Raw genomic sequence first — 15,648 nt, 5'->3', positions numbered from 1 at the left:
CGCCCCTGGTGATGCTCGTGATCCAGCGCCTCGTCCCGCGCTCCGCCGGGCCGGGAACCGGGGCGCCCGGGTGGCTCCGGGCGGCTCCGGGCGGCGAAGCGCGGGGGCGAGGATCACGAGGTCAGATACGCCTCCACCTCACCGAGCTGGGCCGCCGGCCAGCCCGTATTGCCGGTGACATCGAGCTTCAGGTAGCGGACGTTCGTGCTGCCGGGCAGGTCGACGGTGACCGTGTTGCCGGTCGCCGGGTCGAAGCGGTAGCCCTTCGACCCCACCACCGTCGAGTATGCGGAGCCGTCGGCGCTGCCCAGTACGGACAGGGTCTGGGTACGGGCACCCCACGCCGAGGAGGGCGGCAGCTTCAGCACCAGCCGGCGGATCGCCTGGCTGGAGCCCAGGTCCACGGTCAGCGCTTGCGGAAAGGCACTGTTGGTCGACTCCCAGTAGGTGCCGGCGTCGCCGTCGACCGCCTTGCCGGGGGTGTAGACGTCCTGGGAGCCGGTCGCGGTGGCCGGGCGGCCCTCGGCGAGGTTGCGGCCCGGGTCGGGGTCCGGGTTGCCCTGGCCCGGCCGGGGCCAGGTGGAGCAGTCCGACCAGGTGCTGCTCCAGCCGGAGTTGCCACCGCCGTCGGCGACCTCGAAGGTGCCCGAACCGGCGGGGAACGGGCAGTTGTAGACGCCCGCCGCGCCGACGCTGGAGGCGGTGACATCGCTGAACTTCGCCGCTCCCTGCGCCTCGGCCTGGACGACGACCGTTCCGGGGTTGGCCACGGTCGCGCCGGTCACATTGACGTTCTTGACCGCATAGCCCCGGCCGCCGCCGGAGACGAACTCGAAGGCGCTGTACGGGCTGTCCTTGATGGTCGTGTCGGTGATGTTGACGGTGGCGTCGATCGCGCTGTCGTAGGAGTCGACGCGCAGGGCGCCCATCGGGTGGTTCCAGTTGGGGTTCATGGCGCCCGCCCGCACGAGCGTGTTGCCGTCGACCGTGATCGTGCCGGCCAGCGGATGGAACGGGTCCAGGAACTTCTGGTTGGAGATGGCGATGCCGCTGCCCAGCGCGTTGGTGTCGGAGATCAGGTTGTTCCTGACCGCGATGTCCCTGCCGCCGTAGATCGCGATGCCATTGGCGAGGTTCGGCTGCGAGATGGTGTTGTTCTCGAAGCTGCTGCTCACATCGGGGGAGTTCAGCGACCACATGGCGAGCGAGTCGTCGCCCTGGTTGCGCAGGAAGTTGTTGCGGACCCGTACCTCCTTGGCGCTGCCGTTGAGGTTGAGGCCGTCGGCGGTGGTGTCGAGGATGCGGTTGTTCTCGACCACGAGGTTGTCGTTGTTCCCGGTCAGCCAGAGACCGACCTTCAGATGCTGGAGCCACATGCCCGACACGCTGGAGCCCGGGCCGAGCGAGCCGTTGACGAAGTTGTCCGGGTTGGAGTCGACGCGCTCGGTGACCTCGCCGATGACCGCGAAGTCCTTGATGTGGACGTTGCCGGAGGTACTGGTCTGGTCGATGAACCGCGAGGTGTGCACGACGGAGTGCCAGCTGCCGGCGCCCTGGAGGGTGACGTTCTGGACACCGCTCAGGGAGGAGGTCAGCTTGTAGTCGCCCGGCGGGATCCAGACCACGCCGCCCTGGGCGGCCGCGATGGCATCCCGGAACGCCTGGGTGGAGTCGCCGTGCCCGCTGGGGTCGGCGCCCTTGGAGGTGACCGAGACCGATCCGGCGGGCTGGCTCGCCGCCGCCGCGACCTGCTCGAAATCGGCCACATCCACGGTGACCTGTGCGTTCGCCGCCTCGAAGGCGATCTTGTCACCGGACTGGACGTTCTGCCCGAGTAGCAGCCGGGCGTTGTCGTAGAAGTGGTGGGTCTTCGAGCCCATGATCCAGCCGGTGTCCACGTACGAGTACTTGGACGTGACCGTGAGGGTCTTGGCCAGCTTGGTGCCGTTGACATAGACGTTGAGCGTGCCCGACTGGCCGTCGGGCACGCTGTAGGACACCGTCACCGCGTTGGCGGCGCGCGGTGCGGTGAACTCGACGCGCTGGCCGCCGGTGAGACGGACGGCCTGGCGCCCGGACGCCTCGGAGGCGAGCGTGCCCTGGGTGAAATCGGGGCCGATCTTCGTACCCGTGGTGGTGGCCGACTCGGCCTCGACCGAGGTGAAGGGCAGGGCGGCGCCCGCCGCCGCGTGAGCTGGCGTGGGGGTCAGGGTGACGAGCATGCCGGCCGCCAGGGCGACGGTCGCGCCGATCGCCGACAAGCGTCTGGCTGATGCCGATGCGATGCTGCTGCTGTGCATGTGCTGATCCCTTCGTGGTGGGGGTGGGGATAGCGCGGTGCGGTGGGGGTGGCTCAGGCGAGCAGCCAGGCCGCAGTGTCCCGCGGAAGGCGTCCCTGGTCGTCCAGCGGGCCGCTGCTGAGCAGCAGCCGGGAGGTGCCGTCCAGTTCGGCGGGGGTGTCCGCGAGGTTGACCACGCAGACCAGGCCGTTGTCACGGGTGAAGGCCAGAACACCGTCGGCCGAGGGGAGCCAGGTCAGCGGCCCGTCGCCGAAACCGGGGGTGGCGCGGCGGATGCGGATCGCCTCGCGGTAGAGGGCGAGCATCGACCCGGGGTCCGCCTCCTGAGCATCGGCCGCGTACGCCGCCCAGTGCGCGGGCTGCGGCAGCCACGGCTCCTCGCGCGAGCCGAAACCGGCATACGGCGCCGTGGCCCCCCACGGCAGCGGCACCCGGCAGCCGTCGCGGCCCGGGTCGGTGCCGCCGGAGCGGAAGTGCATCGGGTCCTGGATGCGGTCGCGGGGGATGTCGGCCTCGGGCAGGCCCAGTTCCTCTCCCTGGTAGACGTACACGGCGCCGGGCAGGGCCAGCGACAGCAGGGCGGCGGCCCGTGCCCGCCGGGTGCCGAGGGCGAGGTCGGTGGGGGTGTCGAAGACCTTGGTGGCGAAGTCGAAACCGGTGTCCTCGCGCCCGTAGCGGGTGACCGTGCGGGTCACGTCGTGGTTGCACAACACCCATGTGGCGGGCGCGCCCACCGGAGCGTGTTCGGCGAGCGTCTCGTCGATCGACGCCCGCAGCCGCCCGGCCTCCCAGGGGCAGGCCAGGAAGGAGAAGTTGAAGGCGGTGTGCAGCTCGTCGGGGCGCAGATAGCGGGCGAAGCGCTCGCTGTCCGGCAGCCACACCTCGCCGACGAACACACCACCGTGTTCGTCGGCCACCCCGCGCCAGGAGCGGTAGATGTCATGGAGCTCGTCGCGGTCCACGTACGGATGCGGATCGCGGCCCTCGACGAAGTCGGGCAGCCGGGGATCCTTGGCCAGGAGGGCGGCCGAGTCGATGCGGACGCCCGCGACACCCCGCTCGAACCAGAAGCGCAGGACGTCCTCGTGTTCCTGGCGTACGGCCGGGTGCGCCCAGTTGAGGTCCGGCTGCTCGGGGGCGAACAGATGCAGATACCAGTGGCCGTCGGGCAGCCGGGTCCACGCCGGGCCGCCGAACTCCGACTTCCAGTCGTTGGGCGGCAGTTCACCGTGGTCACCGCGGCCCGGGCGGAAGTGGAAGAGCTCGCGCTCGGGGCCGCCGGCGAGGGCGGCACGCCACCAGGGGTGCTGGTCGGAGACGTGGTTCGGCACGATGTCGACGATCGTGCGGATGCCCAGCTCCCGGGCCTCGGCGATGAGCTTCTCCGCCTCGGCCAGGGTGCCGAAGGCCGGATCGATGGCGCGGTAGTCGGCGACGTCATAGCCGCCGTCCTTCATGGGCGACTGGTACCAGGGGCTGAACCACAGGGCGTCGACGCCGAGTTCGGCGAGATACGGCAGCCTGGCGCGGACGCCCGCGAGGTCGCCGGTGCCATCGCCGTCCCCGTCGGCGAAGCTGCGCACATACACCTGGTAGATGACGGCGGAGCGCCACCAGTCGTGGGGCGTCCGGGCAGGGGTGGGCTGGGCCACGGTGGATGCCTTTCTGTCGAGGGGGCGAAGTCAGCCCTTCGTGCTGCCCGCGCTGATCCCGGCGATGATGTGCCGCTGGAAGACGAGGAACAGCGCGACCATCGGGATGCTGGCGATGACCATCGCGGCGATGAGCACGGTCAGCTGGATGTTCTGCGACAGCTGGACGAGTGCGACGCTGATCGGCTGCTTGCCGGTGTCGGAGAAGACCATCAACGGCCACAGGAAGTCCTGCCACACCGCGACCAGCGCGAAGATCGACACGACGCCGAGCACCGGACGCGACATGGGCAGCACGATCGACCACAGGGTGCGCAGCTTTCCGGCGCCGTCGATCTCGGCGGCCTCCAGCACGTCGCGCGGGATCTGGTCGAAGAACCGCTTGAGGAGATAGAGGTTGAAGGCGTTGGCCACGGCCGGCAGCCAGATCGCGAGCGGGTCGTTGAGCAGGCTGGTGTGGATCAGCGGCAGATCGGCGACGGTCAGGTACTTCGGTACGACCAGCGCCTGGGCCGGGACCATCAGCGTGGCCAGGATGCCACCGAGGATCACCTTGCCGAAGGCGGGCCTCAGCTTGGACAGGGCGTAGGCGGCGGCCGTACAGAAGACCAGCTGGAACAGCCAGGCACCGGCCGCCTGGACCACCGTGTTCCACAGATGCTGCGGAAGCTGCATCAGGTCCCAGGCGTCGGTGTAGCCACTGGAGTGCCACTGCTTCGGGACGAGGGTCGGCGGGGTCTGCGCCACCTCGTCCGGCGACTTCATCGCCCCGGTCACCATCCAGTAGACGGGGAAGAGGAAGGCGATAGCGAAGAGCACCACCACGGCCGTGAAGACCGTCCAGTAGACGGCCCGGCCGCGGGGGCGGGCCAGGGCGGCGGGGGAGACGAGGGTCCGGGTACTCATACGTCGTCCTCCCCGGAGCGGGTCAGCCGCAGATAGAGGGCGGAGAAGGCGCCGAGCAGCACGAGCAGCATGACGCTCAGCGCACAGGCGCCACCGAAGTCGTTGTAGAGGAAGGCGTATTTGTAGATGAGGTAGAGGACGGTGACCGTGGCGTTCTCCGGGCCGCCACCGGTGATCACGAAGGGCTCGGTGAAGACCTGCATCGTCGCGATGATCTGCAGCAGCATCAGCATGAGGATGACGAACCGTGTCTGGGGGATCGTGACATGGCGGACGCGTTGCAGCAGGCTCGCACCGTCCAGCTCGGCCGCCTCGTACAGCTCACCGGGGATGGACTGCAGGGCCGCCAGATAGATCAGGACGGTGCCGCCCATATTGGCCCAGGTGGCGACGATGACGAGGGAGACCAGGGCGGTGTCGGCGCCGTTGGACCAGTTCGAGGTGGGCAGATGCGCGAAGCGCAGTGCCTCGTTGGCCAGTCCGGCGCCTGGGTCGTAGAACCACTTCCACAGCAGGGCGCTGACCACCGGCGGGATCATCACCGGCAGATACACCACGACCCGGAAGAACGCCTTGGCGTGCCGGAGTTCATTGAGGACGAGGGCGAGCAGGAACGGGATCGCGAAGCCGATGACCAGCGCCAGCAGCGTGAAGGTGAGGGTGTTCCGCCACGCCGCGGTGAACTCCGGATCGTGCAGGACCCGGGTGAAGTTGGCGGTGCCGACCCATTCGGGGGACGAGCCGGGCGTGTACTTCTGGAAGGCGATCACGACCGCGCGGATCGCCGGATACCAGGAGAACAGCGCGAAGCAGACGAGACCGCCGAGGAGGAAGCCGTAGGCACGGGCCTGGTCGGCGAGGCGGCGCCGCCCCCGACCCCCCGCCGGGGGCGGCGCCTGCACTGGGTGGACGGCGATCGCCTCGGCGGGCGGCCGCGCAGCCGTCTTGGTCATCGGGTCAGCCCCGGGCCAGGATGCTGTCGATCTTTCCGGAAGCGTCCTCGACGAGCTGGTCGATGTCGGCGTCCTTCTTGGTCAGGACGGCGGAGACGGCTCCGTCGAGGACGGAGTAGATCTGCTGGGCGTGCGGCGGCTCGATCTTCATCCGCAGCTTCTGATTGCCGTCCAGGAAGGTCTGATAGTTGTCCACGGGGACATTGGCGTTGGCCTTCTTGACCTGCTGGTCCTTGGCGTCGGCGGCGCCGGTGAACAGCCGCGGCTCGGGCAGGCCCACCGGGGTGTCGTTCTTCTTGGCGCGGACGTAGTCGCCGAGGAAGCCCTTGCCCGGGGTCAGGAACATGTGGTCGAGCCACTTGAGCCCGGCCCGGATCTGGGCGGGCGTGTCCTTCTTCTGGAACATATAGCCGTCGCCGCCGATGAGCGTGCCCTTGCCGCCGGGCATGGGGGCGATGGCGAGGTCCTTGTAGTTGCCGCCCTTCTCCTTGACCAGGATCGGGATGTTGTCGGGCGCGGCGAGGTACATGCCCAGCTTGCCCGAGCCCATCATCTGCTGGGCGTCGTTGATGACGAGGAGCTGCTTGCTGCCCATCGAGTCGTCCACCCAGCGCATGTCGTGCAGATTCCGCAGGACGGCGCGCGCCTCGGGGGTGTCGATGGTGGCCTTCTTGCCGTCGGCGCTGACCACGTCGCCGCCCTGTGCGTAGAGCTCCGCCGTGAAGTGCCAGCCGCCCTGGTTCTGTGCGCTGTAGTCCGCGTAGCCGACGGTGCCATTGCCCAGCGCGGCGATCTTCTTGGCGTCGGCGCGGACCTCTTCCCAGGTCATCGGCGGCTTGTCGGGGTCGAGTCCGGCCTTCTCGAAGAGCTTGCGGTTGTAGATCAGGCCCATCGAGTAGCCGGTGCGCGGGATGCCGTAGACCTTGCCGTCGACCGTGTAGATGTCGCGCAGCTGCTTCTGGAGGGTGGGGTAGCTCTTCAACTCCTTGACGTACGGGGTGAGATCGGCCGCCTGGTTGATGTCGACGACATGCCGGGCGTCGGTGAAGTACGTGTAGAAGACGTTCTCCATCTGGCCGCCGGCCAGCTTGGCGTCGAAGGTCTTCGGGTCCTGGCAGGGGAAGGCGTCATGCGCGACGACGTCGATGTCCGGGTTCTGCTTCTCGAAGGAGGCGATGTCCTCCTCGAAGAACTGGCGGTCGACCTTGGCGCTCTTGGGCGGCATGCAGTTGACGGTGATACGCGTCTTTCCGTCTGCCGAGCCGTCGTTCGACCCACCGCAGGCGGTGAGGGCGAGGGAGCAGGCGCTGAGCGCGATGAGCGTACGGCGGAACCCGGTGCTTCTCATGGGTGGACCCCTCTGTACAGGAGCAGGGAAGCCCCACGGCCGCGGGCGGAGCGCACACAACCGTGAGTGCGCCGCACACTCAAGCACCGTCGACAACGGGCCGCAAGATGTCGCGTAGATTCTGTAATTATTCAACTGGACTGTGGATCAGGTGGATTGAGCCTGCCGACCGCCTGCCGACCGCCTGCCGGCCCCCTGTCGACCGCATCCCGACGGGCCCCGCGCTCTACTCCCGCGGCGGCTGCGCGGTGGAGCCGCGCACCACCAGCTCCGGCTCGAACAACAGCTCCTCGGACGGTACGGCCGCGCCGCCGATCTGCGCGTTCAGCAGCTCCACGGCCGCCCGGCCCATGGCCTCGATGGGCTGGCGGACGGTGGTCAGCGGCGGCTCGGTGCAGTTCATGAACGCGGAGTCGTCGTAGCCGACCACGGACACCTGCGACGGCACACCGAACCCCTTGCGGCGCGCCGCCCGTATCGCCCCCAGGGCCAGCGGGTCACTGGCGCAGATGATGCCCGTGACCCCCCGGTCGATCAGCCGGGAGGCCGCGGCGTGGCCACCCTCGATCGAGAAGATCGCCCGGGCCACGAACTCGTCCGGCAGCCGGTCGGCGACCGCGCGCGCGGCGGCCAGCTTGCGCGCCGAGGGCATATGGTCACTCGGCCCCAGCACAAGCCCGATCCGCTCGTGGCCGAGAGAGGCCAGATGCCGCCACGCCCGCTCCACGGCCACGGCGTCGTCGCAGGAGACGGCCGGGAATCCGAGATGCTCTATCGCCGCGTTGACCAGTACCACCGGAATGTTGCGCTCGGCGAGCAGCCGGTAGTGGTCGTGGGGGGCGTCGGCCTGTGCGAACAGCCCGCCCGCGAACACCACGCCGGAGACCTGCTGTTGCAGCAGCAGATCCACGTAATCGGCCTCGGAGACCCCGCCCTTGGTCTGGGTGCACAGCACCGGAGTCAGCCCCAGCTGCGCCAGCGCCCCGCCGATGACCTCGGCGAGCGCCGGGAAGATGGGGTTCTGCAGCTCGGGCAGGACCAGACCGACCAGCCGGGCCCGGTCGCCCCGCAGCTGGGTGGGCCGCTCGTAGCCGAGGACGTCCAGCGCGGACAGCACCGCCTGCCGGGTGGCTTCGGAGACCCCGGGCTTGCCATTGAGCACCCGGCTGACCGTGGCCTCGCTAACACCGACCTTCTTCGCCACTTCAGCAAGTCGTCGCGTCATGCACGCAAGCGTAGCGCAAGAATTGCAAGTCGCTTGCGTAATGCGGATGTAGATCGTGCGACCCCCGGTGGCGACCCCGGCTCATGTGGCCCGGGGACGGCCACCGCGGCTTTGAGATCGGCCCAGAACTCGGGCCGGATGCCGATACGGTAGCCCAGCCGGTAGACGGTGGTCCCGGTCCGGCCGCGCACCCGCAGATGTACCTCGGTCGGTCCCGGATGGGCCTGGAGGATCTCCTTGAGCTGCTGGACGGAGTGCGGTGTCACGTGCGCTTCGAGCATCTCCAGGCGCAGGGGGGCATGGCGGGCGCTGAGGTCGGGGACCGCCAGTTCCATGGCGACCAGCCGGGGCACGTCCTCGCGCTTGTCGAGGCGGCCCTTGACGAAGACGACCGCGTCCTCGAGGAGCTGGGCCGACACCAGCTGATAGGTGGCCGGGAAGACCATGCACTCGATGGAGCCGGCCAGGTCCTCCACGGTGGCGATGGCCCAGGCGTTGCCCTGTTTGGTCATCTTGCGCTGCAGACCGGAGATGATGCCGCCGACCGTGACGATCGTGCCGTCCGCGAAGTCGCCGCCGGTGAGCTGCGCGACCGTGGCGTCCGCCGTGCCGGCCAGCAACTGCTCCAAGCCGAGGAGCGGGTGGTCGGAGACGTACAGACCGAGCATCTCCCGCTCCTGAGCGAGCAGATACGGCTTGTCCCACTCCTCGTCCGAGAACTCGACGTCGAGGCCGAAGCCCGGCCCCTCGCCGTCCCCGCCCTCACCGGCCATGCCGCCGAAGAGGTCGAACTGCCCCTCGGCCTCCTTGCGCTTGACCGCGACCACATTGTCGATCAGCGCTTCGTAGTGCGCCGTGAGCCCCTTACGGGTGTGGCCCATCTCGTCGAAGGCGCCCGCCTTGATCAGCGATTCCGTGGTGCGCTTGTTGCACACCACCGCCTCGACCTTGTCCAGGTAGTCCGGGAACGAGGCGTACTTCCCCTTGGCCTTGCGGCCACGGATGATCGCCTCCACCACGTTCTGACCGACGTTCCGGACCGCCGTGAGACCGAAGAGGATCACATCATCACCCTGAGCGGTGAAGTTGGCCTCGGACTCATTGACGTTCGGCGGCAGCACCTTGATGCCCATGCGACGGCACTCGTTCAGATAGACCGCCGACTTGTCCTTGTCGTCCCGTACCGAGGTGAGCAGCGCCGCCATGTACTCGGCGGGGTAGTTGGCCTTGAGGTACGCGGTCCAGTACGAGACGAGCGCATAGGCGGCCGCGTGCGCCTTGTTGTAGGCGTAACCCGCGAAGGGCACCAGGACGTCCCAGACCGCCTGCACGGCCTCGTCGGAGTAGCCGCGCTCCCGGCAGCCGTCCCGGAACGGGAGGAACTCCTTGTCCAGGACCTCCTGCTTCTTCTTGCCCATGGCACGGCGCAGCAGGTCGGCCTGGCCGAGTGAGTAGCCCGCGAGGGCCTGGGCGGCCTTCTGCACCTGCTCCTGGTAGACGACCAGGCCGTAGGTGATGTCGAGGACCTCCTTGAGCGGCTCCTCCAGCTCGGGGTGGATCGGGGTGATCTCCTGCTGCCCGTTCTTCCGCAGCGCGTAGTTGATATGCGAGTTCATGCCCATCGGGCCCGGCCGGTACAGGGCGGTGACCGCGGTGATGTCCTCGAACTGGTTCGGTTTCATCAGCCGCAGGAGAGAGCGCATCGCGCTGCCGTCGAACTGGAACACACCGAGGGTGTGGCCACCTCCGAGCATCTCGAAGGTCCTGCGGTCGTCCAGCGGCAGATCGAGCAACTTCAGGTCGACGCCCTTGTTGGCGCGCACCATCGTGACGGCGTCGTCCATGATGGTCAGGTTGCGCAGGCCCAGGAAGTCCATCTTCAGCAGGCCCAGCGACTCACAGGTGGGGTAGTCCCACTGCGTGATCGTGACCCCGTCGGTGTGCCGCACCCAGACCGGGACATGGTCCACGATCGGCTCGCTCGACATGATCACGCCGGCGGCGTGCACACCCATCTGCCGCACCAGGCCCTCGACACCCTTGGCGGTGTCGATGACCTTCCGCGCATCCGGCTCGTTCTCGTACATCGCCCGCACCTCGCCCGCCTCGGAGTACCGCGGGTGTTCCGGGTCGGTGATGCCGGACAGCGGGATGCCCCTGCCGCCGACGTCGGCGGGCATGGCCTTGGTGATGCGGTCGCCCATCGCGTACGGATAGCCGAGCACCCGGGCCGAGTCCTTGATGGCGTTCTTGGCCTTGATGGTGCCGTAGGTGCCGATCATGGCCACCTTGTCGGCGCCGTACTTCTCCGTCACATAGCGGATCACCTCGACCCGCCGGCGCTCGTCGAAGTCGATGTCGACGTCCGGCATGGACACCCGCTCGGGGTTGAGGAACCGCTCGAAGATCAGGCCGTGTTCGACCGGGTCGAGGTCGGTGATGCCCATCGCGTACGAGACGATCGAACCGGCCGCCGAACCACGGCCCGGCCCGACGGCGATGCCCTGCTGCTTGGCCCACATGATGAAGTCGGCGACCACGAGGAAGTAGCCCGGGAACCCCATCTGGATGATGACGTCCATCTCGTACTCGGCCAGCTTCTGACGGTCCTCGGGGACGCCACCCGGATAGCGCCGGGCCATCCCGCGCCGGACCTCCTCGCGGAACCACGTGACCTCGGTGTGGCCGTCGGGCACATCGAACCGGGGCATGAGGTCGCGCTTGTCGAACATGCCGGTGGTGTCGATCTGCTCGGCGACCAGCAGGGTGTTGCGGCAGCCCTCCTGCCAGGCGCCCGAGGAGTCGATGGCGTACATCTCGGCGGCGGACTTGAGGTAGTAGCCGGTGCCGTCGAAGCGGAAGCGGTCCAGGTCGGAGAGGCTCTTGCCGGTCTGGATGCACAGCAGCGCATCGTGGGCGGTGGCCTCGTCCGCGTAGGTGTAGTGCGAGTCGTTCGTCACCAGCGGCGGGATGCCCAGCTTCCTGCCGATCTCCAGCAGCCCGTCCCGGACCCGGCGCTCGATCTCGATGCCGTGGTCCATCAGCTCCAGGAAATACCGGTCCTTGCCGAAGATGTCCTGGTATTCGGAGGCGGTCTTCAGCGCCTCGTCGAACTGGCCCAGCCGCAGCCGGGTCTGCAGCTCACCGGACGGACAGCCGGTCGAGGCGATCAGCCCCTCGGCGTGTTCGGCGATGACCTCCTTGTCCATCCGCGGCCACTTCTGCAGCCAGCCCTGCGCATACGCGTCCGACGACAGCCGGAACAGATGGTGCAGCCCGGTGGCGTCCGCCGCCCAGATCGTCTTGTGGGTGTAGCCGCCCGAGCCGGAGACATCGTCGCGCTTCTGATGGGGCTGCCCCCACTGGATCTTGCGCTTGGTGCGCCGCGACTCCGGGGCGACATACGCCTCGATCCCGATGACCGGCGTCACGCCCGCGGCCGTGGCCTGCTGGAAGAAGTCGTACGCGCCGTGCAGATTGCCGTGGTCGGTCAGGGCGAGGTGCGACATGCCCATTTCCTGGCAGGCCGCGAAGAGATCCTTCAGCCGGGCCGCGCCGTCCAGGAGCGAGTACTGCGTGTGCACATGCAGATGGGTGAAAGGCGGTGCCACTCCGTCCCCCGGATCAGGCGTCGGACTCGAGGGCCTGGGCGATCCTCCGCAGGCCCGTGGCCACCTCCCGCGCCGAGGGGGCGCGCTCGGGATCGACCAGCCACTGCTGGGTCAGACCGGCGATCAGGGCCATGTGCACCGACCCCACCGCACGGGCCACCTCGCCCTCCTCCGTGTCCTCGATGCCGTGCAGATCGGCCGCAAGCGCCGTACGGGACCGTTCGAACGCCTCGGCGAGCTGCTGCCGGATCTCGGTGGCACGTTCGGCCTGGGCGAGCGCTTCCGCGCTGGCCACCAGCAGCGGCCGGTCCGTGGTCGCGGACTCGATGATCCGGGCCCACATCGACTCCACTCGCGCTCCGGCCTCGGGTGCCGGGGCGGCCTCCGCCGACCCGGACCGCACCTGCTCGCTCCACTCGTCGAGCGATTCCAGGAGCGCCGCGTTGAGCAGCCGTTCCTTCGAGCCGTAGTGGTAATTGATCGTGCCGAGCGGTGCGTTGGCGGCGGCGGCGATGTCACGCGAGGTCGTACGGGCGAAACCCCGCTCCTCCAGGCACCGCTTCGCCCCGGCCATCAACTGTTCCCGATGTCCCATGCCGGTCACCCTACCCCAGTCTTGAACGTACGTTCAGAACGATCGTTCAGAACGATCGTTCAGGACGTACGTTCAGAAGGGTCGTGCAGACTCCGCATCAGGTGTGGCTCGCCGCCGGTTCCTGCTCGGGGCGGGGCGCGTCGTGCTCGTGCCGGGGGAGGAGGAGCGGAGTCGCCAGGCTGAGGACTCCGGCTGTGGCGATCGCGATCCGAGGCCCGGTGACAGCGGCCAGCAGGCCCCACAGGGCGGTCAGGATCGCGATGGTGGCCTTGCTGGAGACCGACCACGCGGAGAGGGTGCGGGCGACCCGGTCCGCCGGGGTCCGGTCGAGCCGATAGGTGGCGTACAGCGGGGTGAACACGCCCATGCAGCAGATCAGCCCCAGCTCGACCGCCATGACCAGCACCAGCCCCGCCGTACCGGGGCGGACGAAGGCCAACCCCGGCAGCCAGCACGCCCGCAGCGCTCCCGAGATCAGCATGACCCGGTGCCGCCCGAACCGTGCCGCCAGCCGGGGAGCCAGCCGGGAGCCGATCAGACCCCCGGCGCACGGCAGTGTGAAGGCCATGGCGTACTGCCAGGGCGCGAACCCCAGGCTGCCGAGCATGAGGACGGCGAGCAGTGGCGCGGTCGCCATGATCAGCCCGCCCACCAGGACCTGGTTGAAGAACAGCGGGCGCAGTGCCGGGTGGGTCAGAATGCACCGCCAGCCCTCCAGCAGCCCACCGGCCCGCAGCCGTGGAGGCGGGCCGGCGCGCTCGGGGCGTGGCTCCGTGCCGCCGATCGCACGGATCCCCGCCGCGGAGAGCAGAAAGCTGACCGCGTTGGCCGCCACGGCCATCACCGGACCGAAGAGCCCGATCGCGGCCCCGCCGATCTGCGGTCCGAGCATGGTGGCGGTCCAGGACGTGGACTCGAACCGCGCGTTCGCTACCAGCAGGTCCTCCCGTGGCACCAGCGCCTTCAGATACGCGCCACTGGCCGCGGTGAAGGCGATGTCGGCCGCGGAGACGACGACCGACACGACCACGAGCTGGACGAAGGTGAGCCGGCCGAGCAGAAACAGGACGGGAACGGTCATCAGGGCCGCGAACCGGACCGCATCCATCGTGATCATCACCGGCCGCTTGCGGCGGAACTCCATCCACGGCCCGAGCGGTACCGCCACCGCCGCCCCCACCGCCAGCCCCGCGGCCGCCAGCAGCGACACCTGGGCCGCCCCGGCATGGAGCACCATGATCGCGATCATCGGGAACGCGTCGAACGCGAGCCAGGTGCCGAACGCGCTGACCGCGTACGCCGCCCAGAGCCATCCGAACTGCCGCCCCAGCTTCCGCCTCGCCCCCATGTGCAGCGCACTCCCCGCCATCTCGCCCGAAGAACCTCATGTAGAACGGGCGATATCCAAGCGAGCCGGGGCGGGCGGTTCAAACAACGCCCTCGACATGCCACAACCATGAGTTGTGCGGTTAAGGTGGCCGACGTGGACCTCAAGGCCGTGCGCACCTTCGTCGCCGTCGCGGACGTGGGCCAGTTCCAGGAGGCGGCCGCCGAGCTGTCCATTACCCAGCAGGCCGTCTCCAAGCGCATCGCAGCCTTGGAGAAGGAGCTCGGTGCGCGGCTTTTCACGCGTACCGCACGCGGAGCCCGGCTCACCATCGACGGGCAGGCGTTCCTGCCCCACGCCCGGGAGCTGCTGCGGGCCGAGGAGCGGGCCGCCGCTTCCGTACGCCCCGGCCGCCGCGCGCTGCGCGTCGATGTGATCGGGCGGCGGCTCGCACCGGCCGATCTGCTCCGCGGATTCCACCGCGCGCACCCCGGGGTCGAACTCGATGTGGTGACCCTCTTCGACGCCGACGCGGCCATCGCCGCCGTGCGCACCGGTACGATCGACGCGTCGTTCCGGGCGGTCACCGTGCCCGCGCGGCGGCTCCCCGGCGGCATCGAGGCCACCCGGGTCCACGACGAGCCCATCCAGCTCCTCACCGGACCGTCCCATCAGCTCGCCGCCGCCCGCGAGGTCACCCCGGCCGAGCTCGCCGGGCACCGGATCTGGATGCCGGGCATCGTGCCCGGTACCGAATGGGCCGCCTACTACGACGACCTCGCCGCCGCGTTCGGGATCACCATCGACGTGATCGGCCCGTACTTCGGGCCCGAGCCGCTCCTCGACACGATCGCCGACTCCTCGACGCTGGCGACCTTCGTCGGCGAACGGACCCGCCTGGTCTGGCCCGCCGACTACGGGCTGCGGCGCATCGCGGTGCGCCACCCGACCCCGGTCTACCCGCATGCGCTGATCTGGCACCGCGACAACCCGCACCCCGCCCTCAGCGCGCTCCGCGACCACCTCGCCTCCGCGCCGCCCGGTCACCGCGACACCGACGTCTGGACACCCCAATGGGCATGGTGACCGACATCACCTCGCGTCACCGACGACGGGCGGATCACGCGGGCCGGTGAGTTCTCGCAGGTCGGCAACTCCCTTTATTTATCGCCGAAAAGGTGCGGGTTGACAGCGGATCAGCCAACGATCTAGGTTCACCTCAGGGGGACTCGCTGGACGGCGAACGGGGGCTGTGGTGAGTGTTTTGGCGTTACGCGCATCCGATATCACCAGGATCGCGCGACCGGTTACGCATGCTGTCTTGATCGACCGGATGACCGACCGGTTGACCTCAGGAAATGCTGTCTTGGATCGCGAGGATCGCGAGAAAAGCGACATCTCACCGCAGCGTGGCGGATTTCGCGGAATTTCTCTGCCCGGCCCTGACGTCACCGCATGGCTGCCACCTCGTAAATCCGGCAAGAGCCTGATGGGCGCCGGTGCGCGCGCTGTCACTCAACCGCCCGGCCACTCCGCGGAGTTCGAGGCGCGCCGGATGCTCGCCTCGGATATTGACGCCGCCCAGCAGGTGAGTTTCAGCCGACAGGCGGGCTTCGCCGGACTCCGGATCCTTGTATGCCGCACGTCGAATACTTGCGCGGGCCGGGGCGATGGTGCACCGGTGCTGACTTCTCTTTAAACGGCGTCCGCGCCATAGCTGGGCAAGCATCA

The 15,648-nt window shown here is 68.9% G+C and carries 10 protein-coding genes and 1 pseudogene; 2 read left to right on the top strand and 9 right to left on the bottom strand.

From position 1 onward, the window contains the following. Positions 1-113: 113 nt before the first annotated feature. The 9 genes and pseudogenes from AS97_RS04620 to AS97_RS04580 form a co-directional block, all read right to left on the bottom strand. Positions 114-2,300, bottom strand: coding sequence for a discoidin domain-containing protein (locus AS97_RS04620; protein WP_125755422.1), 2,187 nt, complete (start codon positions 2,298-2,300; stop codon positions 114-116). Between the two features lie 53 nt (positions 2,301-2,353). Next, positions 2,354-3,952, bottom strand: coding sequence for a glycoside hydrolase family 13 protein (locus AS97_RS04615; RefSeq protein WP_059144783.1), 1,599 nt, complete (start codon positions 3,950-3,952; stop codon positions 2,354-2,356). Positions 3,953-3,982: 30 nt separating this feature from the next. After that, entirely contained in the window at positions 3,983-4,858 is an 876-nt protein-coding gene (locus tag AS97_RS04610) for a carbohydrate ABC transporter permease (RefSeq protein WP_059144782.1), read from the bottom strand. Next, the gene (locus AS97_RS04605) at positions 4,855-5,811 is read right to left on the bottom strand and encodes a sugar ABC transporter permease (protein ID WP_059144781.1); all 957 of its coding nucleotides are present in this window, start codon (positions 5,809-5,811) and stop codon (positions 4,855-4,857) included. Before AS97_RS04605 ends, AS97_RS04610 begins: the two co-directional genes overlap by 4 nt. A gap of 4 nt (positions 5,812-5,815) precedes the next feature. Next, positions 5,816-7,159, bottom strand: coding sequence for a sugar ABC transporter substrate-binding protein (locus AS97_RS04600; protein WP_210564378.1), 1,344 nt, complete (start codon positions 7,157-7,159; stop codon positions 5,816-5,818). 226 nt (positions 7,160-7,385) lie between these two features. After that, positions 7,386-8,384 carry a LacI family DNA-binding transcriptional regulator gene (locus AS97_RS04595; protein WP_210564377.1) on the bottom strand — a complete coding sequence of 333 codons (999 nt, stop codon included), beginning with the start codon at positions 8,382-8,384 and terminating at the stop codon, positions 7,386-7,388. A 101-nt stretch (positions 8,385-8,485) separates the two neighbouring features. Continuing rightward, positions 8,486-11,995: pseudogene (gene dnaE, locus AS97_RS04590) on the bottom strand (DNA polymerase III subunit alpha); the annotation flags it as partial. A 13-nt stretch (positions 11,996-12,008) separates the two neighbouring features. Next, entirely contained in the window at positions 12,009-12,590 is a 582-nt protein-coding gene (locus AS97_RS04585) for a TetR/AcrR family transcriptional regulator (protein WP_063804818.1), read from the bottom strand. Between the two features lie 97 nt (positions 12,591-12,687). Then, complete coding sequence (locus AS97_RS04580) at positions 12,688-13,938, bottom strand: MFS transporter (RefSeq protein ID WP_210564375.1); 1,251 nt, start codon at positions 13,936-13,938, stop codon at positions 12,688-12,690. 135 nt (positions 13,939-14,073) lie between these two features. Between AS97_RS04580 and AS97_RS04575 the strand changes: the two genes are divergently transcribed. Continuing rightward, positions 14,074-15,003 (top strand): LysR family transcriptional regulator, encoded by a 930-nt coding sequence (locus AS97_RS04575; protein ID WP_125761282.1) that lies wholly within the window; start codon positions 14,074-14,076, stop codon positions 15,001-15,003. A 235-nt stretch (positions 15,004-15,238) separates the two neighbouring features. Beyond that, complete coding sequence (locus tag AS97_RS04570; RefSeq protein WP_156107343.1) at positions 15,239-15,616, top strand: hypothetical protein; 378 nt, start codon at positions 15,239-15,241, stop codon at positions 15,614-15,616. Positions 15,617-15,648 lie beyond the last annotated feature (32 nt).

The sequence above is a fragment of the Streptomyces sp. AgN23 genome, assembly GCF_001598115.1.
Taxonomy (GTDB): Bacteria; Actinomycetota; Actinomycetes; order Streptomycetales; family Streptomycetaceae; genus Streptomyces; species Streptomyces antimycoticus.
This window is presented reverse-complemented; position numbering and strand designations above follow the sequence as displayed.

What these genes read in the sequence shown, in the direction of transcription:
- AS97_RS04620 (WP_125755422.1), bottom strand. Translation starts at nt 2,300, where the DNA reads ATGCACAGCAGCAGCATCGCATCGGCATCAGCCAGACGCTTGTCGGCG.
- AS97_RS04610 (WP_059144782.1), bottom strand. Translation starts at nt 4,858, where the DNA reads ATGAGTACCCGGACCCTCGTCTCCCCCGCCGCCCTGGCCCGCCCCCGC.
- AS97_RS04605 (WP_059144781.1), bottom strand. Translation starts at nt 5,811, where the DNA reads ATGACCAAGACGGCTGCGCGGCCGCCCGCCGAGGCGATCGCCGTCCAC.
- AS97_RS04600 (WP_210564378.1), bottom strand. Translation starts at nt 7,159, where the DNA reads ATGAGAAGCACCGGGTTCCGCCGTACGCTCATCGCGCTCAGCGCCTGC.
- AS97_RS04595 (WP_210564377.1), bottom strand. Translation starts at nt 8,384, where the DNA reads ATGACGCGACGACTTGCTGAAGTGGCGAAGAAGGTCGGTGTTAGCGAG.
- AS97_RS04585 (WP_063804818.1), bottom strand. Translation starts at nt 12,590, where the DNA reads ATGGGACATCGGGAACAGTTGATGGCCGGGGCGAAGCGGTGCCTGGAG.
- AS97_RS04580 (WP_210564375.1), bottom strand. Translation starts at nt 13,938, where the DNA reads ATGGGGGCGAGGCGGAAGCTGGGGCGGCAGTTCGGATGGCTCTGGGCG.